General features: G+C 44.3%; 22 protein-coding genes. 16 read left to right on the top strand and 6 right to left on the bottom strand.

All coding sequences use genetic code 11. The features are described 5' to 3' along the window. The first annotated feature begins 8 nt into the window (after nucleotides 1–8). Together BQ4305_RS07520 and BQ4305_RS07515 are read left to right on the top strand one after the other, a co-directional pair. The gene (locus BQ4305_RS07520) at nucleotides 9–851 is read left to right on the top strand and encodes an EcsC family protein (RefSeq protein WP_110927218.1); all 843 of its coding nucleotides are present in this window, start codon (nucleotides 9–11) and stop codon (nucleotides 849–851) included. After that, nucleotides 848–1,357, top strand: a complete 510-nt coding sequence (locus tag BQ4305_RS07515; protein WP_110927217.1) for a MogA/MoaB family molybdenum cofactor biosynthesis protein — start codon at nucleotides 848–850, stop codon at nucleotides 1,355–1,357. Before BQ4305_RS07520 ends, BQ4305_RS07515 begins: the two co-directional genes overlap by 4 nt. A gap of 160 nt (nucleotides 1,358–1,517) precedes the next feature. Here the strand turns inward: BQ4305_RS07515 and BQ4305_RS07510 are convergent, their stop codons facing one another. Then, nucleotides 1,518–1,832: a hypothetical protein gene (locus tag BQ4305_RS07510; RefSeq protein WP_110927216.1), complete on the bottom strand. Its 315-nt coding sequence runs from the start codon at nucleotides 1,830–1,832 to the stop codon at nucleotides 1,518–1,520. 309 nt (nucleotides 1,833–2,141) lie between these two features. Between BQ4305_RS07510 and BQ4305_RS07505 the strand changes: the two genes are divergently transcribed. Together BQ4305_RS07505 and argH are read left to right on the top strand one after the other, a co-directional pair. Further along, nucleotides 2,142–3,347: an argininosuccinate synthase gene (locus BQ4305_RS07505; protein WP_110927215.1), complete on the top strand. Its 1,206-nt coding sequence runs from the start codon at nucleotides 2,142–2,144 to the stop codon at nucleotides 3,345–3,347. Then, a complete protein-coding gene (gene argH, locus BQ4305_RS07500; RefSeq protein ID WP_110927214.1) occupies nucleotides 3,344–4,720 on the top strand; it encodes an argininosuccinate lyase in 1,377 nt (458 codons plus the stop codon). The genes BQ4305_RS07505 and argH overlap by 4 nt, the downstream gene beginning before the upstream one ends. 54 nt (nucleotides 4,721–4,774) lie before the next feature. Here argH and BQ4305_RS07495 read toward each other — a convergent pair whose 3' ends face one another. Further along, complete coding sequence (locus tag BQ4305_RS07495) at nucleotides 4,775–5,224, bottom strand: universal stress protein (protein ID WP_110927213.1); 450 nt, start codon at nucleotides 5,222–5,224, stop codon at nucleotides 4,775–4,777. 244 nt (nucleotides 5,225–5,468) lie between these two features. Further along, the gene (locus BQ4305_RS07490) at nucleotides 5,469–6,566 is read right to left on the bottom strand and encodes a M24 family metallopeptidase (protein WP_110927212.1); all 1,098 of its coding nucleotides are present in this window, start codon (nucleotides 6,564–6,566) and stop codon (nucleotides 5,469–5,471) included. Nucleotides 6,567–6,712: 146 nt separating this feature from the next. On the opposite strand from BQ4305_RS07490, the gene BQ4305_RS07485 reads away from it, so the two are divergent. The 3 genes from BQ4305_RS07485 (at nucleotide 6,713) to BQ4305_RS07475 (ending at nucleotide 9,183) form a co-directional block, all read left to right on the top strand. Next, nucleotides 6,713–7,393 carry a metal-dependent hydrolase gene (locus tag BQ4305_RS07485; protein ID WP_110927369.1) on the top strand — a complete coding sequence of 227 codons (681 nt, stop codon included), beginning with the start codon at nucleotides 6,713–6,715 and terminating at the stop codon, nucleotides 7,391–7,393. Nucleotides 7,394–7,566: 173 nt separating this feature from the next. Then, entirely contained in the window at nucleotides 7,567–7,794 is a 228-nt protein-coding gene (locus tag BQ4305_RS07480; protein WP_234396897.1) for a hypothetical protein, read from the top strand. A gap of 69 nt (nucleotides 7,795–7,863) precedes the next feature. Then, complete coding sequence (locus BQ4305_RS07475; RefSeq protein ID WP_110927211.1) at nucleotides 7,864–9,183, top strand: DRTGG domain-containing protein; 1,320 nt, start codon at nucleotides 7,864–7,866, stop codon at nucleotides 9,181–9,183. 41 nt (nucleotides 9,184–9,224) lie between these two features. On the opposite strand, the gene BQ4305_RS07470 is transcribed toward BQ4305_RS07475, so the two are convergent. After that, on the bottom strand, nucleotides 9,225–9,536 hold the full coding sequence (locus tag BQ4305_RS07470) for a YtpI family protein (RefSeq protein ID WP_110927210.1): 312 nt from the start codon (nucleotides 9,534–9,536) through the stop codon (nucleotides 9,225–9,227). A gap of 266 nt (nucleotides 9,537–9,802) precedes the next feature. On the opposite strand from BQ4305_RS07470, the gene BQ4305_RS07465 reads away from it, so the two are divergent. After that, a complete protein-coding gene (locus tag BQ4305_RS07465) occupies nucleotides 9,803–10,732 on the top strand; it encodes a DHH family phosphoesterase (protein ID WP_110927367.1) in 930 nt (309 codons plus the stop codon). 107 nt (nucleotides 10,733–10,839) lie between these two features. Here the strand turns inward: BQ4305_RS07465 and ytrI are convergent, their stop codons facing one another. Together ytrI and BQ4305_RS07455 are read right to left on the bottom strand one after the other, a co-directional pair. Further along, nucleotides 10,840–11,340 carry a sporulation membrane protein YtrI gene (gene ytrI, locus BQ4305_RS07460; protein WP_110927209.1) on the bottom strand — a complete coding sequence of 167 codons (501 nt, stop codon included), beginning with the start codon at nucleotides 11,338–11,340 and terminating at the stop codon, nucleotides 10,840–10,842. After that, entirely contained in the window at nucleotides 11,337–11,672 is a 336-nt protein-coding gene (locus BQ4305_RS07455) for a sporulation membrane protein YtrH (protein WP_110927208.1), read from the bottom strand. Before BQ4305_RS07455 ends, ytrI begins: the two co-directional genes overlap by 4 nt. 165 nt (nucleotides 11,673–11,837) lie before the next feature. Here BQ4305_RS07455 and dnaE point away from each other — a divergent pair, with 165 nt between their 5' ends. The 8 genes from dnaE to BQ4305_RS07415 all read left to right on the top strand — a co-directional run bounded on the left by dnaE (nucleotide 11,838) and on the right by BQ4305_RS07415 (nucleotide 23,140). After that, complete coding sequence (dnaE, locus tag BQ4305_RS07450) at nucleotides 11,838–15,194, top strand: DNA polymerase III subunit alpha (RefSeq protein ID WP_110927207.1); 3,357 nt, start codon at nucleotides 11,838–11,840, stop codon at nucleotides 15,192–15,194. A gap of 327 nt (nucleotides 15,195–15,521) precedes the next feature. Continuing rightward, complete coding sequence (locus BQ4305_RS07445) at nucleotides 15,522–16,151, top strand: FadR/GntR family transcriptional regulator (RefSeq protein WP_110927206.1); 630 nt, start codon at nucleotides 15,522–15,524, stop codon at nucleotides 16,149–16,151. A gap of 93 nt (nucleotides 16,152–16,244) precedes the next feature. Then, on the top strand, nucleotides 16,245–17,108 hold the full coding sequence (gene accD / locus BQ4305_RS07440; RefSeq protein ID WP_110927205.1) for an acetyl-CoA carboxylase, carboxyltransferase subunit beta: 864 nt from the start codon (nucleotides 16,245–16,247) through the stop codon (nucleotides 17,106–17,108). Continuing rightward, nucleotides 17,105–18,082, top strand: coding sequence for an acetyl-CoA carboxylase carboxyl transferase subunit alpha (gene accA, locus BQ4305_RS07435; protein ID WP_110927204.1), 978 nt, complete (start codon nucleotides 17,105–17,107; stop codon nucleotides 18,080–18,082). The genes accD and accA overlap by 4 nt, the downstream gene beginning before the upstream one ends. 436 nt (nucleotides 18,083–18,518) lie before the next feature. Continuing rightward, a complete protein-coding gene (pfkA, locus tag BQ4305_RS07430; protein WP_110927203.1) occupies nucleotides 18,519–19,478 on the top strand; it encodes a 6-phosphofructokinase in 960 nt (319 codons plus the stop codon). Between the two features lie 27 nt (nucleotides 19,479–19,505). After that, nucleotides 19,506–21,266: a pyruvate kinase gene (gene pyk / locus BQ4305_RS07425; protein ID WP_110927202.1), complete on the top strand. Its 1,761-nt coding sequence runs from the start codon at nucleotides 19,506–19,508 to the stop codon at nucleotides 21,264–21,266. Between the two features lie 85 nt (nucleotides 21,267–21,351). After that, a complete protein-coding gene (locus BQ4305_RS07420) occupies nucleotides 21,352–21,744 on the top strand; it encodes an FxsA family protein (protein ID WP_110927201.1) in 393 nt (130 codons plus the stop codon). A gap of 175 nt (nucleotides 21,745–21,919) precedes the next feature. After that, nucleotides 21,920–23,140: an ISL3 family transposase gene (locus BQ4305_RS07415; protein WP_199880607.1), complete on the top strand. Its 1,221-nt coding sequence runs from the start codon at nucleotides 21,920–21,922 to the stop codon at nucleotides 23,138–23,140. Nucleotides 23,141–23,201: the final 61 nt, after the last annotated feature.

Below are 23,201 nucleotides of genomic sequence, written 5' to 3'. Positions count from 1 at the left end.
AGCATAACGTGGAGTTAACGGATCGGGAAATACAAATCCGGAATGAAATTGGTGAGTGGGAAGAAAAACTTTATCAATATGAGCCTACTGATTTTTCTATTTTGTACGAGAAATGGCTGGAAGATGCATTTTCGCTCCTGCCTGAAACGGCCAGGAATCAATTTTTTTCTCAGCTGGATACTTGGCTTTTCCATTTGCATGCCATTGTGCAAAGTTCCCAAATTCAGCAAGATGCCAAAGAACGGATCCTGGGTGCTGCAAGGGTATTCGATGAAAATATTGAAACGGTAAGCGATTTAAAAGAGCTGAAAATTGATCATCTGAATTACATAGCAGAACAACAAGTGGCGAAACACCGGCTGTATTCCTTTGCACAGGGAGGAATCAGCGGTACAGGAGGTGTGCTTCTTCTTGGCAGCGATATTCCTGCAATGACGCTTATTAATGTGCGCACTGTTCAATTGATTGCCATGGCCTATGGATATGAGGCAAATACTCCATTTGAGATGATGCTTGCTCTCAAAGTTTTCCGCGGAGGCACCATGCCGAAGAAGTTTCAGGCGGATGCCTGGGAGGAACTGCGCGGAGAAATCGAAAACATAGAAGATGACTATTTTTATACAGGCCATGAGGAATTGATTAACTCGGCGTGGATGGAACAGCCGCTGAAGCAGGTCTTAAAAGGGGCAGCTATCATGTTGTTCCGAAAGAAATTGTTTCAAGGGATTCCTTTACTGAGCATGGGGATTGGCGCTGCGGCTAATTACCAAATGACCCGGCAGGTAAGCGAGTATGCTTTAAAATTTTATCAATACCGATACTTAAAAGAGAAGCAGGATGATAGAAGATGAGTGTATTTGAACATAAAAAGGGCGGTCTGTCAGCTGTCTCTTGCAAAGTCATTACCGTCAGTGATACACGCAATAAGGAAACGGATAAAAGCGGAAAGCTGATAATAGAGCTGCTGGAGTCAGAGGGACATAAGATCGCGGAGTATGAAATCGTTAAAGACGACAAAGATGAAATTGGTCAGGCTGTGCTGAATGGATGCAGAAACAGTGAAATAAGCATCATTCTCCTTAATGGCGGAACGGGCATTGCCAAACGGGATGTAACGATTGAAACGATCCAGCCGATGCTTCACAAAGAAATCCCTGGTTTTGGCGAACTTTTCAGGATGCTCAGCTACCAGGAAGACATCGGTTCAGCGGCCATCATGTCCCGTGCACTGGCAGGAGTTGTGGCGGATAAGGCGGTATTCTCGCTGCCGGGTTCTACAGGAGCAGTCCGTCTTGGCATGAATAAATTGATTCTACCGGAATTGAGGCATGTTGCCAAAGAGCTTCAAAAAGATTAATAACTCCAATCAGAACTGGCGCGGAAATGAACGGGAAGGGCCCCTGTAAAGGGTTTAGAACTAAAAGTGCAGTATAAGCAAAAACATCCAATTTTCTCTATGAGAAGTTGGATGTTTTTTTGTCTTAGTCTCTTTTCTGCATAAAAAAGGCTTACATCCGTTAATTATGCACTTTTTCATTCATATTCTGGCTGGTTCGGTACCAAATCCACAAATCATTAATAGCTGAAGCGAGTTCAGAGATATCGCTGTTAAGCTGACATGATTTCTCAAAGTCGCTTTCCTCATTTAAAGCGTCTTGTTTGTGATTAATGATTCCTTCAATCTCTTTGATACGGTCAGGAATGTATCCGCGAATGCTTTCCCAATGAAGCAGGATGCGCTGCTGTGTTTTAGAGGTGCAGGCATCCCAATCCAGGTTGTTTGAAGGGATCTGTATGCCCAGCCTGGCGTCGAATGTAAAAAAGCGATCCATCAATATCCCTCCGCAAAAAAATGTATAGGCTTGTAAACGACAGTCTGATTTTGGACTCCTGCATAGAATAAGAGCAGGGACCGGAAGCGTCGGAACTCTAAGGATTCGGTCCGTACTATGCGGTTACTCTCCACTCATCCAGTCTACTATATTCAGCTCTGTGAATCTATTTATAGAAATTATCACAATAATTCCATTTTCATAGAAAAATGGCTTGCAATAATGAGTAAAAGCTGATAAAGTTCTAATCAGATAATGAATAAAAATAACTTAATATGAATTTTTATTCAAGCGAAGGGGACGATACGAATGGCAAATAAAAAGATAGTTTTAGCATATTCCGGAGGTCTTGATACTTCCGTAGCAATTAAATGGCTTCAAGAAAAAGGGTATGATGTAGTGGCGTGCTGCCTGGATGTAGGAGAAGGAAAAGATCTGGATTTTATTAAAGAAAAGGCCATCAATGTCGGAGCAATCAGTTCTTATGTGATTGATGCAAAGGATGAGTTTGCAGATGAATTTGCATTGGCTGCCCTTCAGGCACACACGCTATATGAAGGGAAATATCCTTTGATTTCAGCGCTTTCACGTCCATTGATCGCTAAGAAGCTTGTCGAAGTTGCCCATGAAGAAGGAGCCGTGGCAGTAGCACATGGCTGTACAGGAAAAGGGAACGATCAGGTGCGCTTTGAGGTTTCGATTCAGGCACTTGACCCTAAATTGGAAGTTGTCGCACCTGTCCGTGACTGGCAATGGTCTCGTGAAGAAGAAATTGAATATGCTGCAAAGAATGGCATCCCGGTTCCAATCGGCTTGGGCAGCCCATACTCCATTGACCAAAACCTTTGGGGAAGAAGCAATGAATGCGGAATCCTGGAAGATCCGTGGGCAGCTCCTCCCGAAGAAGCATATGATTTAACGGCAGCTTTGGAGGAAACACCGAATACTCCGGATACCATTCAAATCGATTTTGAGCAAGGAGTTCCGGTAGCTTTGAATGGCAAGAAGCTTAAATTAGCTGACTTAATTCTTGAATTAAATGAAATTGCCGGTAGACACGGAGTCGGCCGTATTGACCATGTTGAAAACCGTCTTGTCGGCATTAAATCCCGTGAAGTGTATGAAGCGCCCGGAGCAATGACATTGATCAAAGCGCATAAGGAATTGGAAGATATCACATTAGTAAAAGAAGTCGCCCATTTTAAACCGCTGATTGAAAAGAAAATAACAGAACTGATTTATGAAGGACTCTGGTTTTCTCCGCTTCAAAAAGCGCTGGCTGCTTTCTTGAAGGAAACTCAGACGAATGTAACGGGAACTGTCCGTGTGAAGCTTTTCAAAGGCCATGCCATTGTCGAAGGACGTAAATCTGAATACTCACTTTACGATGAAAAACTGGCGACATATACCAAAGACGATGAATTTGACCATGATGCAGCCGTTGGATTTATCAAGCTTTGGGGACTGCCTACGAAAGTGAGCAGTATTGTCAACGACAAGAAGGTGACAGTGTGAGCGGAAAACTCTGGGGAGGAAGATTCACCAAATCTGCCGAAGAATGGGTAGATGAATTTGGTGCCTCCATTTCATTTGATCAGGAACTGGTCTTGGAAGATATTCAGGGAAGCTTGGCCCATGTGGCGATGCTTCAGAAGACCGGGATCCTGACTCAGGAAGAGGCTGGCCAAATTACAGATGGTTTAAAAACTCTCCAGAAAAGAGCGGAACATGATGAGCTGTCTTTTAAAGTTGAGATGGAGGATATCCATCTCAACCTTGAAAGCATGCTGATTGCTGAAATTGGCCCGGTCGGGGGCAAACTTCATACAGGAAGAAGCCGAAATGATCAGGTGGCTACAGATCTCCACCTATATATGCGTACGCAGGCGAAAGAAGTTATTACATTAATTTCCGGCCTGCAAAAAGCAATCGTTCAAAAAGCAGAGGAAAATGTGGAAACCTTAATTCCTGGCTATACGCATTTGCAGCGGGCCCAGCCTATTTCTTTTGCCCATCATCTGATGGCCTATTTCTGGATGCTGGAAAGAGACAAGCAGCGTTTTCAAGAGAGCCTGAAACGGATCAATATTTCTCCATTGGGTGCAGGTGCTCTTGCCGGGACGACCTTTCCGATTGACCGTCACTACAGTGCAGAGCTTCTTGGCTTCGAGGGGATTTATGAAAACAGCCTGGATGCCGTCAGTGACAGGGATTTCGCCTTGGAATTTTTAAGCAACAGCGCAACGATGATGATGCATCTGTCCCGATTCAGTGAAGAAATCATTCTGTGGTCAAGCCAGGAGTTCCAATTCATTGAACTTGATGATGCTTTCTCGACAGGAAGCAGTATTATGCCGCAAAAGAAAAATCCGGATATGGCTGAATTGATCCGCGGCAAGACGGGCAGGGTCTATGGAAATCTGACTGGCCTGTTAACGGTGCTAAAAGGGCTTCCGCTGGCTTATAACAAGGATATGCAGGAAGATAAAGAAGGCGTCTTCGATACAGTGAAGACCGTGTTGGGATCTTTGAAAATTTTCACTGGGATGATTTCTACATTAAAAGTTAAAAAAGAAGTGATGGAGAAAGCAACGAAAAATGATTTCTCCAATGCTACTGAACTTGCAGACTATTTAGCATCAAAGGGCATGCCATTCAGAGAGGCACATGAAGTCGTCGGAAAACTTGTACTGTTCTGTGTCCAAAAAGGCTGCTATTTGGCGGATCTGCCATTAAACCAGTTTAAGCAGGCAAGCAGCCTGTTTGAAGAGGACATTTATGAGGCGCTGAATCCGTACCAGGCTGTGAAAAGAAGGAACAGCGCCGGCGGAACCGGATTTGAACAAGTAAGAAGCGCTTTAGAAAAAGCATCCAAGATTTTAATCTAAAATCAGAAAAAGGCCCTTTCCTGTAAGCAGCGGGAAAGGGCCTTTTTCTAATGATTATTCATCCTGAGTCCGTACTACGAGCACATCACAATGGGAATGGCGGACAATGCCTTCAGAGACACTTCCAATTAGGAATCGTTCTACAGCATTCAGTCCGGTTGCTCCGCAGACAATTAAATCAATATGGTACTCTTTTGCTAAATCACGCGGAATCTTTGTTTTGGGAGAGCCGACCTCGATGGCCGTTACCACATTGTGAACTCCGGCTTTTTCTGCTTCCAGTTCGTATTTTCCCATGAGGTCATTCGCTTCTCGTTCCGCTCTTTCTCTCAGGGTAAGGTCATAGGATTCGACCGTCGGAAAGTTTCTGGCATCAATCACATGGGCAAGTACGAGTGTAGCCTCTGTTTGGGTTGCAATGGCGATTCCCTTTTTGACTGCCCATTCTGCTTCTTCAGAACCGTCGAAAGCAACGAGTATGTTTCGATAGTGTAGCTGGTTCATATCAATCCCTCCCTTATATGTTGATTATACCCAAAAAAAGAAAGTGTAATTGGGGCAATTTTCCGAATTTAGAAATTAGGTGAATAAAAAACAGGCAAGGGCAAAAAAATATCAAATTTCTCTATGAGAAATTTGATATTTTGCTTGCTTATACTGGCTTAGTTTCATTCTGGAGAAGCTTTTTGAAGGAACAGGTTAAGCGTGAGGCCTCTCTCATGCTGCTCGTGACCCAGTCATTGGAACTTTATCGGATAATTTGCAGAGATTTAGGATATTTAGTCAAGGTTTCGTGTCCATCTGCTGTTACATAAACATCATCCTCAATCCGTACACCGGCAATGTCCGGTACATAGATGCCTGGTTCGATTGTGAAGACCATTCCCGGTTTCAGGGACAGCTGGCTTGTCTCAGTAAGCGATGGATATTCATGAACACTGATGCCAAGACCATGACCGAGGCGATGAGGGAAAAAGTCCCCATATCCTTTCGAACGGATCAGGCTGCGCGCTGCCAAATCAACTTCGGAGCAGAGTGCCCCCGGAATGCTTGCAGCCAAAGCTGCTTCCTGAGCCAATCTTACTGTTTCATAAATTTCAGCTTGTTGATCAGAAATGTCACCAAAAGCAACGGTACGGGTGATATCAGAACAGTATCCTTCGAAAACAACGCCTAAATCAAATAATACAAGGTCGCCGCGCTGTACTTTGGTCTGGCCTGGGTTTCCGTGAGGGGATGCCCCGTTTTTGCCGGTCAGTACCATCGTGGAAAACGACATTTGGCTGACTCCGGCTTTTTTCATTTCATACTCGATGGCTGCCAGGATTTCCATTTCTGTTTTGCCTTCTGAAATTTCGCTGACCCCGGTTTCAATGGCAAAATCGGCAAGACGGCAGGCTTCTCTGATTTTTGTCATTTCGCTTTCCGTCTTGATCATGCGCAGTTCTCTGAGTTTTTCTTCTGCTGAAATGAGCAGCGGATTAGAGAAGATGGCCTGAACCTGTTCAAATCGCTCTACATTCATATGTTCTTTTTCGACAGCGATTTTTTTGAGTGTCAGATTCCTGGATGAAACCGCCTGTTTAATTTTCCCCCAGGGATTTTCAATGTCGGTATACCCAATGATTTCACCTGACCATCCTGCTCTCTTTGCGTCTGATGTTTCCATTTGCGGACATACTAAAAGCGGCTCAGCGTCTTGGAAGATCATCATGAGCAGCAAGCGCTCATGCGGATCGCTGAGGAAGCCGCTGCAATAAAAGACATTGTCCGGAGCTGTGATGACAGCCGCATCTGTATCCTGCTGCTGCAGCCATTGTTGGATTTGATTTATTTTTTCGTTCATATGTAATGCCCCCAATTTTTTTGAATACATACACCTTATCAATTAAAAATAGGATTGTAAATGTTCGAAAAAGGGAAAAAGAGGAGGAGTTGCCGTTGTGGAAAAAGAATATTATCATGTGATCTAGAGAAGGGAGACTGATGAAAATGAAAGTATCATACCATGGACATTCGATTGTCAAAATAGAAACCGGCGGAAAAACGATCCTATTTGATCCATTCATCACAGGGAATGAATTGACCGATTTGAAGGTGGATGATGTAAAAGCGGATGTCATTATTTTGACGCATGGACATAATGACCATATCGGGGATACCGTTCAATTGGCCAAAAAGAACGATGCCCTTGTCATTGGAATTGCAGAGCTTGCTACATATTTAGGTGCTCAAGGCTTGCGTACGCATGGAATGAGCATCGGCGGAAAGTATGAATTTGACTTCGGAACCGTTAAACTGACCCCGGCGTTTCATGGGACAGGCTTCACAACAAGGGATGGTCAAATTATTTATTTAGGCATGCCGGCAGGAATCCTGTTCACAGCAGAAGGAAAAACTGTCTATCATGCTGGGGATACAGCTGTATATTCAGATATGAAGCTGATCGGTGAACGGCATCCGATTGATCTTGCCTTTCTGCCAATTGGGGACAATTTTACGATGGGACCTGAGGATGCAGCGCTGGCAGCCAAGTTCTTGAAGCCAAAGCAAGTTGTACCGATCCATTTTAATACGTTCCCTGTTATTAAGCAGGATCCGCAGTCGTTTGTTGACCTGTTGGAAGAGAAAAATGGGCTGGTTCTTGAACCGGGCCAGTCCGTTGAAATATAAAATCTGTCTTTAGACAGCAGACCCGCTCTTAAAGAGTGCTGGTCTGCTTTTTTTTTGCATACGAGCCCGTGATTTTTCTGTTTTCAGCAGGAATCCGGTCAGCAGACGGAACTCTATTCTTTTTGCCTGCTGGGACGCATATAAATAAAATAAATAATAGGAGGTGTGTACTTGTGAAGCAGCGTCTGTTCTTATGTTTTTTGCTCTGTATGGTCATGCTGTTCTTAGCCATGCCATACTTAGATTTGGAGGCAGGAGGAGCAGAAGGAGCCTTTGCGGCCTGCTGGCTGGCCTTTGCTTTTTTGGCTGTCGCTGGAAATTTATCAGGCCTCCTTTTTGCACCTGCTAAACCAATGCCCAAACAAAGGCCGAAAAGGAAAAGAGTCCGCTCTTTTCATTAGTTGTTTGATAATCAACGTTCTTTCACCTTATAATAGCTATATAGGAATACCGTGAAAAGGGTGAAGAGCTTGGCTACTAAGCATGAACAAATTTTAAAGCACATCGATGAACTGCCGGTCGGAGAGAAAATTTCCGTCCGTCAAATTGCCAAGGCGCTAAATGTCAGCGAAGGTACGGCATACCGGGCAATTAAGGAAGCGGAAAACCAAGGACTGGTCAGTTCAATCGAACGGGTTGGGACAATCCGTATTGAAAAAAAGAAAAAAGAGAACATAGAAAAGCTCACTTTTGCTGAGGTAGTCAACATTGTGGATGGACAAGTGCTGGGCGGTAAATCTGGACTGCATAAAACCTTGAATAAATTCGTAATCGGAGCTATGAAACTGGAAGCCATGATGAGGTATACAGGTGCAGGGAATCTGCTCATTGTCGGCAACCGGACTCAGGCTCATGAACATGCCCTGAAAGCCGGGGCGGCTGTTTTGATTACAGGAGGATTTGATACGGAAGAGCAGGTAAAACGTTTAGCTGATGAACTGGAAATGCCTGTGATTTCCACCAGCTACGATACGTTTACTGTAGCCACTATGATTAATCGGGCCATATACGACCAATTGATTAAAAAGGAAATTCTTTTAGTGGAAGACATCTTGACTCCAGTTCAGGAGACATCCTTTCTGACTGTCGGGGACAAGGTGGAGAAATGGCATGAACTGAATCGGGAAACCGGACATGGCAGGTTTCCTGTTGTCGACAGCAATATGAAAGTGCAGGGAATTGTGACATCAAAGGATATTATGGGCCAGGACCAGGAGAGCTTTATTGAAAAAATCATGACCAAAAATCCGATGACAGTTGGCGATAAGACAAGCGTTGCTTCCTCAGCCCACATGATGGTCTGGGAGGGCATCGAGCTGATACCGGTTGTGAATGACAGTCATATTCTGCAAGGGATCGTCAGCAGGCAGGATGTTTTAAAAGCGCTGCAGATGAGCCAAAGGCAGCCTCAGGTGGGGGAAACAATAGATGATACGATCACCAGCCAGCTTGTTATGACCGATCAGCGCGGCAAGGGAGAAGAAGTATACAGCTATGAGGTCACCCCGCAAATGACCAATTATCTTGGAACCATTTCAGCAGGCGTCTTTACGACTTTGGTGACGGATTCAGCCAATCGGGTGCTGCGGACATACAAGCGCGGTGATTTGGTAGTCGAAAATATGACGATTTACTTCATAAAGCCGATTCAGATCGACAGCCTGCTTGAGATCCAGCCCAGAGTGCTGGATGTCGGCCGGAAGTTCGGAAAAGTGGATGTCGAGGTATTCAATCAGGGCAAGCTTGTTGGCAAGGCATTGCTGACCTGTCAGCTGCTTGACCGTTCCTAGGCAGTTCCGGACAAAGAAAAAGGATAATCGCTTTAGGGCGGCTATCCTTTTTGGCCGGCGGTCTTTTCTGCCTCTTCAATTGCATATGGCAGATAAAACCTGTACATTTTATATCCGCCATAGATACTGAGCAAGCCAACTGCTATAAAGACAGCCGCAATGATATAAGTCATAGTTTGATGGAAAAGGAAAAGCTGGTTAATGCCGAATAATAAGACAAAAGCGCCAAGGGCTATAGAGGACTTGCCGGCTATCCACTTCTTTTCCATGGGCAGATGTGTGCGGAATGATTTAACTTTGAAAAATACATAAAGCGAAAATGAAATGATGATCAAGGTAACAATAACAGGCATGAACAGCGCTCCTCCCATAAAGGAATTGTTCCTGCCTACATTGTACCGGTTCCGCTTCTGGAATGCTACCTGTAATAACCAATACTTTCTATTAATGGGTTTGTTTGCTTATAATAAATGAAGGCAGGTTTTGCATGATCCGTCTGAAGCGAAACAAGATTTATCAGAAACGATCGTTTTATAATACAGCTTAGGAGAAACATCTCCTTTTTATGATGGGGAGAGAAAAAAGAGAGGCGCAAATTCTTATGCATGAGGAGAAAAAGATGAAACGTGAAATTATGGATGAAATTAAAAAATATGACACAATTATTATTCACCGCCATGTCAGACCGGATCCGGATGCTTACGGATCTCAAGGCGGCCTTGCGGAGATTTTAAAAGCGTCCTTTCCCACTAAACAAATTTATACGGTAGGAGAAGAGGATTCCTCTCTTCATTATATGAGACGGATGGATAAGGTGGAAGATGAACAGTATGAAGGCGCGCTGGTCATTGTCTGTGATACAGCAAATACTCCAAGAATCTCTGACACCCGTTATAAGTCAGGAGAAAAATTGATTAAAATTGATCATCATCCGAATATGGATCCCTATGGAGATGTATTGTGGGTGGATACATCAGCTAGCTCGACAAGTGAAATGATTTATGACTTTTATCTGTCTTTCCGTGAAGAAGGGCTTGTCTTACAAGAAGAAGCGGCACGGCTTTTATTTGCAGGCATTGTTGGGGACACAGGGAGATTTTTATTCCAGAGCACAACAGAGAAAACTTTTTCTTATGTGAGTGAATTAATTCAGTATCCATTTTCAAGACCGGAATTATTTAGGGCTATGTATGATGTTGATGAAAAAATTGTCAGATTGAATGGTTATGTTCTGCAGCATTTTGAGGTTCTTCCAAAGGGAACGGCAAAAATGATTATTACCAAGCAAATTTTGGAGCAGTTCCAAGCGACTGCTTCAGAGGCTTCCCAATTAGTAGGAACACTTGGCTCCATCAAAAATGTGGACAGGTGGGTATTCTTTATTGAAGAAGAGTCCGAAATAAGAGTCCGTTTCCGCTCTAAAGGTCCAGTGATCAATACGATTGCCCGTAAATACAATGGAGGCGGTCATCCGCTTGCGGCGGGAGCATCTATCTACAACTGGGAAGACGCAGATCGGATTTTAGAAGATATGGAAAACTTATCGTAAGCAGCTGGCGGTAAAGGGATCGGGAGAATTTCTCGATCCCTTTTGTCATAGCAGGAGGATGCAAGCCTTCAAACGAAATCCGCTGGTTAACGAAGCATACGGGGCTTTTAGAGCCGCCGTAATTCGACCTCAATATATAATTCTGTATAAAAAATGACTTCTATCACCTTCAGGCTGTATCGCTTTTTGTTGATTTCCACAATATTATTTTCAATGGAGTTTTTTAGCAGCACCCTGCCGTTATAGACAGTTTCAATATCCTTTGCCAAAAGCGGAGTCAAGTCCTCTCTGATTAATTCTTCGGCCTCTGTCACGCTCAGACGGTCAAGGCCGTACGTATCTCCATTGTTGATTTTTACAGTAATCCCTTGAATGGTAAGGATTTTCTCATTTTTTTCATTTAGTTTTTTATAATCTTCTTCCCAAATAGCGTTTTTATCCTGTAATTCCTGGATCACATCACTTTGTCTATGAATCTCCTGAATTTGTTTCTCCTGCTGTACACCATACATATAGAAAAACAGGAACCAGCTGATGAAAGCCCCTATGGCAGCCCCGGCAAAAAAACGCTGCCAGCCAGGATTCCTATGATAGGGAGGAATTCTCATGAGCCAAGGGATTCCTGTGTGAACCAATTAATGATCAAGGCACCGGTCTGGGCTCCCCCTAATGCCGAGAGAATGAGGAGGACCTGTTTGACGATGTCTTTCGTCTGTCCGTGAAAAAGGCCGTTTTCAAAACTGTATACCATGTCAAACGTTCCCCCGATTGCGGCAACAATGGCCCATATCCTGAGACTGTCAGAGAGGCGGAAAATTGTCGTCATGGGGGCCTGTCCTGTGAAAAAGGCAGCCATGCCTCCTATCAGGGAACCTCCAATCAGTACGCCGAGTGAAATGAAGAAACTGTTAATGAACGCCGGTACAAACGCTTCATTCATTGATCATCATCCTTTTATAATTTCCTGTCTTTTTACTATATGGGGACAGGCGTGCTTATATGAATGGAAGATGAGAGGGCGGCCGAAAGGGGAACATATTTTCTTTTGCTGGAAGAACCTCTATAATGGAATGAACGGAACTATTACAAAGGAGGGAGAAAAGTTTTGTTCACTCATCTCCATGTTCAAAGCGGGTACAGCCTGCTTACAAGTACAGTCAAATTAGATGAACTGATTAAAAAAGCCAAAGCAGACGGTTTTACAAGCCTTGCTTTGTGCGATCGGAATGTGATGTACGGTTCTCTCTATTTTTATAAATTATGCAAAAAACAAGGAATCAAGCCCATTATCGGAATGATTGCAGATGTATTGGATGAAGAGGAAGATGCTTACCCGCTGATTCTCTTGGCACAAAATGAAGAAGGCTATCACAACTTGCTTAAAATCAGCAGTGCCATCCAGACAAAATCTAAACATGGACTTCCAAGAAAGTGGCTGAAGGCATATGCAAAAGGGATTACGGCCATTTCTCCGGGGGCAGAGGGGAAAATCGAACGTCTTTTAGCAGACGGTGAGACAGATACAGCCGCAGCAGAGTCCCGCTTTTTCCAGGAAATTTTCTCCGGGAATTTTTATTTCTCCATCCAGCGTCTAGGTGCTGCCGGTGAAGAAGAAAGCATCTCCCGAACAGAGAGCCTGGGACGTGAGCTGGAAATCGGCCTTGTGGCCACCAACCCGGTTTATTATTTACATAAACAAGATGCACTGGCTCAGGAGGTGCTCCTTGCTGTAGGGAACGGTGAAAAACTGTCGGATGAAGCAAGGATGAGGCTTCCTTCTGGTCAATATTATTTAAAGTCTCCAGAGGAGATGGCCGGGATGTTTCAGGACAAGCCTGAAGCTGTAAAAAATACGCAGGTAATTGCCGCTGATTGCAATCTGAATATCCCCTTCCATCGAAGACTCCTGCCCAAATATCCGGTGGAGAACGGCCAGAGTGCGGATGGTTTGCTGAAAGAAGAATGCCTGAAAGGGCTGAGACAGAGAAGGAATGACGTTCCAAAGATATACATGGACAGGCTGGAATATGAATTGGATGTAATCAGGAAAATGAAGTTCAGCGATTATTTCCTGATTGTCTGGGATTTCATGAAATATGCCCGGGAAAACGGCATCATGACAGGGCCGGGACGGGGATCGGCAGCTGGTTCCCTGGTTGCTTATGTTTTAAGAATCACAGATGTAGATCCAATTGAGCATGACCTGCTTTTTGAACGGTTTTTGAATCCAGAAAGGGTCTCTATGCCTGATATCGATATTGACTTTCCGGATAACCGGAGAGAAGAAGTCATTGCCTATGTTTCTCAAAAATATGGGAGTCTCCATGTAGCCCAGATTATCACGTTTGGAACGATGGCAGCTAAAGGAGCTCTTAGGGATACCGGAAGGGTTTTCGGGCTCAGTCCGAAGGAGCAGGAAATGGTTTCGAAGATGATTCCGGGCAGGATGGGGATGACCCTTATGCAGGCTTACAAGGAATCAGAAAGACTGCAGCGGTTTGTTCAGGAAAGTGAACAGCACCGAAATTTATTCGAAATTGCCCTTAAATTGGAAGGACTGCCCAGGCATACATCAACCCATGCAGCGGGTGTCGTCATCAGTGATTCCCCTTTAACCGATCTTATTCCAATCCAGGAAGGGCATGAGGGACTCCATTTAACGCAATATCCAATGGATTTGCTTGAAGAGATTGGCTTGCTGAAGATGGACTTTCTGGGGCTTCGCAATTTGTCCCTGCTTGAAATGATTTTACAAAATATCAGAAAAAGAACGGGCAGGCGGATTGTAACTGCCGATATTCCGATGGACGATCAAGAAACCCTAAGGCTGCTTGGAAAAGGAGATACTACAGGGGTCTTTCAATTCGAATCAGAAGGAATTCGAAAGGTGCTCATTAAACTGAAGCCTAACCGGTTTGAAGACATTGTTGCCGTGAATGCCTTATATCGTCCGGGCCCGATGGAAAATATACCGTCGTTTATTGAACGCAAGCATGGCCTCGCAGAAATAGAATATTATCATCCTGCATTAAAGGATATTCTTGAACCGACCTATGGGGTCATAGTGTATCAGGAACAGATTATGCAGATTGCCTCCAGGCTGGCAGGATTTTCTCTTGGAGAAGCAGATCTCCTGAGAAGGGCTGTTTCCAAGAAAAAGAAAGAAGTGCTGGATGAAGAAAGAAATCATTTCATCCAAGGAGCGCAAAAGAATGGCCATTCCGAGAAGACAGCTTCCGCTATTTATGACCTGATTGTTCGGTTTGCCAATTATGGCTTCAACCGCAGTCATGCAGTGGCATACAGTTTCATTGCTTACCAGCTGGCTTATCTGAAGGCGCATTATCGTGAGTGTTTCATGGCAGCCCTTCTGACGTCTGTCATCGGCAATGACGTCAAGGTGGCGCAATATGTAAGAGAAGCCAAAAGAAGCGGAATTCACGTGCTTCCCCCTTCTATTAACATGAGCGGTTTTCCATTCGAGGCAGAAAAAGAAGGGATCCGGTACAGCCTTGCATCCATCAAAGGAATTGGCGGAACAGTACTGAAGGAAATATTCAGGGCAAGGCGGGAAAAGAAATTTTCCGACCTGTTTGATTTCTGCCTGCGTGTATCCGGAAAAATTGTCAATCGAAAAATTTTGGAGGCCCTTGTGCACGCCGGTGCCTTTGATGAATTTGGCGAAGACCGGGCAACGCTTCTTGCCAGCCTTGACATTGCTTTGGAACATGCTGAGCTTGTCAGTCCGGATGATGATTTATTTGATTTACTGGAAGATGAGAGTTTTTCGATTAAGCCGAAATATCATCGGGTTGAACCAATCCGCCCGGAGGATCAGCTGCTTTTTGAAAAAAATGTCCTTGGACTTTATTTATCCGCACATCCTGTCAACAGTTACCGGGCCTTATTTAGCTATTTTGGCTGTTTGACTATCGATGAAGCAATGGCGAAGAAAGAATTAAAGGCATTGATCGGTGTCTATATAACAGGTGTCAAAACGATACGGACGAAAAAGGGCGAACCGATGGCCTTTATTAGTATGAGCGATGAAGACGGGGAATTGGAGGGAGTGGTTTTCCCTCAAGTGTATAAACGCTTTGCAGAGTATCTAAAAAACGGAGAAATTCTTATGCTTCAGGGGAGCCTGGAAGAAAAGGATGACAAGGTACAGCTCATCGTTCAGGAAATCTATACAGCGGACCAGCTGAAACGGCTGAAAGAATCAGGAGCCGGGACCCTCTATTTGCGAATTAAACCAGAGAAACAAACGAACGGTCTTTTACAAAAAATAAAAAAGATATTATCTAAGCATAAAGGGGACACGAAAGTGCTGTTGTTTTACGAGCGTGAAAACCGTTATGTCCAGCTTTCATTCTGGGATTGGGTGATACCTGGAGAAGAATTGGCGGCCGAACTGCAAAAGGTGCTGGGGGACGGAAATGTAGTGTTTAAAAACGATTAAAGGTTTACAACTTTTTCAGATATGTTAATATTGTGTTTATGACCTGTGTGGTCAGACCACTAAGAACAATAAGCAAGGGCGCCATTTTGAAGGACGCCCGACTAAGAGATGAATACATTAAAAACCAGCTGGCTAAGATGACAGAGCAGGGAACGCAGCGTTCTTGGCAAGAAGTCAGTTAAATTGTTTCAACGTGTTTCCGCCGCTGGGGTGCTGAAGAAATGGCAAAAACGATAAAAGCCGTCCTTTTGAGATGGCGGATCCAGAAGAAATCAAGGCAAAAACAGCTAAAACTTGCCGTAATTGGAAAGAGTGAGGGATAGATATTTGAATGATCGCCAGCAATCATCAAAAATATATCTCGATGTGGTAGAGAATCTTCGGAGAATGATAGAGGAAGACGGATTGGTCTCAGGAGATAAGATACCATCAGAAAGAGAACTGTCCGATCGGATGCAGGTCGGGCGTTCCTCTGTTCGAGAAGCTTTGCGTGCCTTAGAGCTTTTGGGCCTGATTGAAACCAGACGCGGTGAAGGAACCTTTATCAAGGATTTCCAGGAGCATCGATTGGTGGAGCTACTGGGAACTTTTTTTTTACAAAATGAAAAGGTGAAACAGGATCTTTCAGAAACAAAACGGCTGTTAGAAATTGATTGTTTGAGAATATTGGTATCTTCCGCTTCAGAAGATGAGCTGAACGGGCTGATTAAATGGGCGGAGACAGCCGAGTTTACGGATGATGAATTTTTTATGAAAATAGCGATAGTGAATCGCAACCGTTTGCTTGAGCGAATCTGGCGTATTGTTAACAGTTATTCAAAGGCAGTCAAAGGAAATGCCGGGCATACACAGAAAGAGAATTACTTACAACTGCTCCAATGTATCTTGGTTCGTGATGAGGGAAAAGTCATCGGCACCTATTTGATGCATATTAGAAATATGTCGAAGCAGGAATGACAGAGTTTTACACAATTCAAAGTTTGTACCTGCTAACATGTAGACAAGCAGGCTTACAAAGTAGAAGAATTAGCGGTAAAGGGAGGATTCACCTTGCTTAAAGATTTATTTGCAAAGTCTAAGAAGAAATATGCAACCGTTCCTTTGGATCGGGAAAAGGAAGATGTACCCGAAGGAATCATGACAAAATGTCCCGGCTGCAAAAAGATCATGTACACAAAAGAATTAAATAAAAACCTCAAAGTTTGCCTGCATTGCGGCTACCATCTTGTCATGTCTTCGCATGAACGGATTAACAGCTTATTTGATGACGGCAAACTGACGGAATATGATCAAGATATGATTTCAGTCAATCCTTTGGATTTTCCGAACTATATCGAAAAGCTGGATAAAGACAGAGCGAAAGCGAAGATAAATGAAGCCGTTGTAACCGGCGTCGGAAAAGTAAATGGCTATCAGGTATCAGTGGCCATTATGGATTCAAACTTCAGAATGGGCAGCATGGGCTCTGTAGTAGGCGAAAAGATTACCCGTGCTATTGAACGGGCTGCAGAAATGAATATCCCCTTCATCATCTTTACTGCTTCCGGCGGCGCCAGGATGCAAGAGGGTGTGCTGAGCCTTATGCAAATGGCTAAAACAAGCGCTGCGCTCAAGATGTTCAGCGACCGGGGCGGTCTGATCATTTCGGTGATGACCCATCCGACTACCGGGGGAGTTTCAGCAAGCTTTGCTTCGCTGGGAGACATCAATATTGCAGAACCAGGAGCGCTCATAGGCTTTGCGGGCCGGCGGATCATTGAACAGACGATACGTGAGGAGCTTCCGGAAGATTTTCAGACAGCGGAATTTTTATTGAAGCATGGTCAATTGGATGCGGTCATTGCCCGTACGGAAATGAAAGAAAAATTAACGACCATACTCAAAATCCATACACCGGGTGGTGAACGGCAGTGATTGGCGAATTGGAATTTGAACGACCTGTCATTGAGCTTAGAACAAAGATAGATGAATTGAAGGTACTGACGCAGAATGCGGATGTAGACCTGACAGAAGAAATTCAGACGCTGGAACAGCGGCTCAGTAAATTAGAAAATGAAATTTATGAAAATATGAAGCCTTGGGACAGGGTGCAAATTGCCCGCCATCCAGGCAGACCGACTACACTTGATTATATTTCAGTCATCTTTCAGGACTTTCTGGAACTTCACGGAGACCGAAACTACGGAGATGATGAGGCTATTGTAGGCGGTATTGCAGAGTTTGAAGGAACTCCAGTAACAGTCATAGGGCATCAGCGAGGAAAGGATACGAAGGAAAATATCCGCCGGAATTTTGGCATGCCCCATCCAGAAGGGTACCGTAAAGCACTTCGCCTAATGAAGCAGGCCGAAAAATTTGGGCGGCCGATTATTTGTTTTATCGATACGAAAGGAGCTTTTCCCGGCAAAGCTGCAGAAGAACGCGGTCAAAGTGAAGCAATCGCAAGGAATTTATTCGAAATGGCCGGATTGACGGTCCCTGTCATCTGCATTGTCATCGGTGAAGGCGGCAGCGGCGGTGCACTGGGACTTGGAGTCGGCGACAGAATTTATATGCTGGAGAATTCTACATACTCTGTCATTTCCCCTGAAGGTGCGGCAGCGATTTTGTGGAAGGATGCTTCTCAGGCAAAGAAAGCTGCAGAGTCGATGCAAATCACTGCACCGGATTTGAACCGTCTTGGAGTCATTGATGAAATCATTCCTGAAGTAAAAGGCGGAGCTCACCGGGATATGGCTGAACAGGCTGAAGCAATCAGGACTGTTCTTTTAAAAGCGCTTGGCGAGCTGCTTTCTATGGATGGCAAGGAACTGGTCAATCAGCGGTATCTCAAATTCAAACAGATTGGCGAGTATGCTTTCATGGAAAAAACAGATGTCAAATCATAAGTGAAACAGTTTTATAACACTATTAATGAATGCGCGCGCAGCTTGAAACTGCGCGTTTTTTTCAGGTTCCGCTTATTATGATACACTTTACTGAACTGTTACTTTCATATAAAATTAAATGACTCGAAAGTCAGTAATTATTACTTCATTTTATATTGATTTTCATGTAGGCTTAACTTATCTAAAGGCTGTATTCTAAAATGTTGCGTGTCAAAGTGCTGAAACAGCCGCTAGACGAACAAAAAGAAATCTGCGAAAGCCCGCGCAGCGAGGAGGATCAGTCACCCCGCAGTACGAGATATTTTGCTCAGACTAAGGGTAAAACAACTCTGCAAAAAGAATCTAGTATAATGATGAGTTGAAAAATTTTAAAAAATGGGTTAATAAAAAGGGTTATTATTGGGAGAATATGTAAAGAATTGAAGGGGTGAAAATAATGAAAAGAATAGGCGTTTTAACCAGCGGAGGAGATTCTCCAGGAATGAATGCGGCCGTTCGTGCCGTTGTGAGAAAAGCGATTTACCATGATATTGAAGTTTATGGCATTTATCATGGATATCAAGGACTGATTGCGGGTAATATAAAAAAATTAGAAGTAGGTTCTGTTGGTGATATTATCCATCGGGGCGGGACCATCCTGCATACCGCACGCTGTCCTGAATTCAGAACGGAAGAAGGACAGCTGAAGGCAATTGAGCAGTTGAATAAGCATGGAATTGAAGGAATTGTCATCATTGGGGGCGACGGTTCCTATCGGGGAGCAAAAGCGCTTACTGAAAGAGGATACCCATGCATCGGCGTGCCTGGAACGATTGATAATGATATCCCTGGAACGGAATTCACAATCGGCTTTGATACGGCTTTAAATACAGTCATTGATGCCATTGACAAAATCAGGGACACAGCCACTTCACACGAAAGGACTTATGTTGTGGAGGTTATGGGCCGGGATGCCGGAGATATTGCTTTATGGGCAGGTCTTGCAGGCGGAGCGGAAACCATCCTATGTCCGGAATATCAGTTCCATATGGATGATTTAATTGCCAAGCTTGTCCGCGGCCATGAGCGGGGCAAGAAGCACAGCATTATCGTTGTTGCTGAAGGTGTAGGCAGCGGTGTGGAAATTGCAAAGAACATCGACGAAAAAATGGGGATAGAAACACGTGTAACGGTTCTGGGACATGTTCAGCGGGGCGGTTCACCTTCTGCCAAAGACCGCGTTCTTGCCAGCAGGCTCGGTTCTCTTGCCGTAGAATTGCTGATGGAAGGAAAGGGCGGAAGAGCAGTCGGAATTGAGCAGAACAGCCTTGTAGATTACGACATTATCGAAGCTCTGGGAAGGCCGCATACAATCGATAAAAAAATGTATGACCTTTCTGAAGAACTGTCCATTTAAATAAAAATATAGAGGAGGAAGAACATCTTGCGAAAAACAAAAATTGTATGTACAATCGGGCCGGCCAGTGAAAGTGTAGAAAAATTGGTAGAATTAATGGAAGCTGGCATGAATGTCGCCCGGTTAAACTTTTCACACGGGGATCATGCAGAACATGAAGCCAGAATCCGTAATATTCGCGAAGCGGAAAAACAAGCTGAAAAGCGTGTTGCGATTCTCTTGGATACAAAGGGACCTGAAATCCGGACCAATAATATGGAAAATGGATCGATTACTCTTACAGCCGGTTCAGATATCATTATATCTATGACAGAAGTTCTGGGGACGCCTGAGAAGTTTTCTATTACGTATGAAGGGCTGCTGCATGATGTGGAAGCCGGCTCTAAAATTTTATTGGATGATGGACTGATTGGTCTGGAAGTTACAGGGATTGATCGAGATGCCAAAGAGATTAAGGCCAAAGTATTAAATAACGGAGTCTTGAAGAATAAAAAGGGCGTCAATGTACCGGGAGTATCCGTTAAGCTTCCCGGGATTACTGAAAAAGATGAAAAGGATATTCTGTTTGGGATTTCCCAGCATGTCGATTTCATTGCGGCCTCATTCGTTCGCCGGCCTGCTGATGTCCTTGAAATTCGGGAATTGCTTCAAACGAATGACGGAGAGCATATTCAGATTATCCCTAAGATTGAAAACCAGGAAGGAATCGATAATATCGATGAAATCCTTGAAGTGGCTGACGGTTTAATGGTAGCAAGGGGAGACCTTGGTGTGGAAATACCGGCCGAAGATGTTCCGCTTGTTCAGAAGGAACTGATCAAAAAGTGCAATATTCTTGGGAAGCCGGTTATTACAGCAACCCAGATGCTGGATTCCATGCAGAGAAATCCGCGCCCGACGCGAGCAGAGGCCAGTGACGTAGCCAACGCTATTTTCGATGGAACGGATGCTATTATGCTATCAGGGGAGACAGCAGCCGGCTCCTATCCGACAGAAGCTGTCCAAACCATGCATGATATTGCTTCAAAGGCAGAGACAGCCTTGAATTACCGCGACATTCTGTCTAAGCGAAGCAAATTGAATAAGTATAATGTAACAGATGCAATCGGACAATCAGTTGCCCATACGGCATATAATCTGGATGTAGGTGCAATTATCACTCCTACAGAGAGCGGCCATACTGCACGGATGATTTCTAAGTACCGTCCAAAAGCGCCGATCATTGCTGTCGCGTCAAGTGAGAAAGTGTGCCGAAAGCTTTCTCTTGTCTGGGGAGTTTATCCTCTAACAGGAAGAACGGCAGCAACAACAGATGAAATGCTGCAGACAGCTATTGATACTTCTCTGCACTCAGGATTAGTACAGCATGGAGACCTGGTCGTGATAACAGCGGGTGTACCTGTCGGAGAAACTGGAACAACCAATATTATGAAAATTCATATGATGGGGGATGTTCTTTTGAAGGCTCAGGGAGTTGGCCGCAAAACCGCTAAAGGTGAAGTTGTTATAGCAAGGACAGCAAAGGAAGCCCTGGAGAAAATGAAAGAGGGTTCTGTGCTTGTCACAATCGGTTCTGACAAAGACATGATGCCGGCTATTGAAAAATGCTCCGCGCTGATCACAGAGGAGGGCGGTCTGACAAGCCATGCAGCTGTTGTCGGAGTGACACTTGGCATTCCTGTTATTGTAGGTGCAGAAAATGCAACCAAGGTGTTCAAGGATGGCCAGAAGGTTACGGTCGATGCCAATCGCGGGATTATTTATGATGGACATGCCCATGTCTTATAAGTAACTGTATAGTTTTTTAGGAAGCCTGTTCCCTTTATAGTATAATAGAGGTACAGATTTCTTAATCTGTACTGGAGGAATGAATATGAAATATCTTCTTTTTTTAATCATTGCCGTCCCTGCGCTTGAAATCTCCGTCCTGCTGTGGAGCGGATCACTTATCGGCGTTGGGCCTACCTTGCTTCTTATTTTGATCACGGCAGCCGCTGGAGCTTTCCTTGCAAGAAAGCAGGGATTGAGCACGCTTCAGAAAGCAAGAGAGCAAATTCGCTATGGAGGAGTTCCGGGGAATGAAATCCTTGATGGGATTTGTATACTTATAGGCGGAGCCTTCTTGCTGCTGCCGGGATTTGTTTCTGATATTTTAGGGTTGATCCTGCTGCTGCCGCCGACACGTGCGATGCTGAAGCCTGTCATTATACGGAGGATTATGAACCGTATCAATAAAGGGAAAATTACAGTTATTAATCATAAATAGATTTTTTAAAGCTTATAGACTGCAGACCAGCTCTCCGGGGCGGTCTGCAGTCATTTTTATTGGCTCTATACTATTTGTTGGGGTATCCATACAATTTGTTTGCATAAAAAATGCACGCAAACATCCAATTCTTTTATACTTGAGTTGCCTAGAAACAAGTAGAGAATGGAGTTGCGTGCATATGAATTTTACCATGAATATTCCCGGTTTAGAAGGGGTTACCATTTTAAAAGTAGAGCAGGTGGAGGAAACGATGAGGGTATATGTGGAGATGGAACGCAGCCTCCAGCAGTGCCCTGACTGCGGAGCTCCCACCTCCCGTGTTCACGACTACCGGATCCAAAAGGTTAAGCACTTAAAGTGGTTTGAGAGGAAGACGGATTTATTCTACAAACGCAGACGGTATGTCTGTGCATGCGGGAAGCGTTTTTCGGAACAAAATCCGTTCGTACAGCGTTACCAGCGTACATCTATTGAATGGAATCAGGCCGTGGGCATACGGGCGATTAAAGGAAAGACCTTTAAAGAAACGGGGGAAACCTACGGTTCTTCGTCTTCTACTATTGTCCGCCGGTTTGACCGTTTGGCTCGGAGTGAAATACGTTCTGTGGAAAAGCTGCCTTCTGTGATTGCCATTGATGAGTATAAAGGAGATACACGAGAAGGAAAATACCAGCTCATCATTGCCGATGGAATCACCAAAAAGCCCTTAGATATCCTGCCTAATCGCTATAAGAATACGATTAAACACTATCTTCAAAAGTATGGGGACCAGGTTCAGGTGGTGATCATGGACATGAGCCATTCTTTTAAATCGGCGGTTCAAAGTGCCTTAGGCCGCCCTGTGATTGTGGCCGATCGCTTTCATTTCTGCCGGTATATCTATTGGGCGCTGGACGGTGTCCGGAGAAGGGTACAGAAAGAGTTTCATCCGTATGACCGCAAGAAGTGCAAACGTATGAAGCATGTCTTTCACAAGGCCTCCGACCGCCTAACAGAAGAAGACAGATGGCATTTGAATCGTTATTTGGATATGTCGGAAGAGCTTAAAAAAGCGTACGAATTAAAGGAAACCTATCGTGGCTGGTTTGTTCAGGCGAAGGAATCAGGATCGGAAGATGTAGGGAAGGTCAAAACGGGACTGAGAGACTTTTATCGACTGGTGCAGGATTCTGGCATTCCTGAAATGGCAAAAGCCATTGCCACGCTCCAAAATTGGCAGACAGAGATCTTAAACAGCTTTGTCTATGGCTATTCGAATGGTTTTTTAGAAGGAATAAACAATTCAACGAAGGTCCTTAAACGCAATGCATATGGATTCAGGAATTTCAGCCGTTTTCGGGCCAAAATATTATTAACTCATCAGTTTAAAGGAATTGGGATACATATTGGTTAGGAATGGCGATCAGAGTCGCCACCCCAACATTTGACGGAGAACCTTTTTATTTGCATGATAT

The organism is Bacillus massiliglaciei (genome assembly GCF_900098925.1).
Classification (GTDB): Bacteria; Bacillota; Bacilli; order Bacillales; family DSM-1321; genus Peribacillus; species Peribacillus massiliglaciei.
Note: the sequence above shows the minus strand (reverse complement) of the source record. Positions and strands in the feature narration are given on the sequence as shown.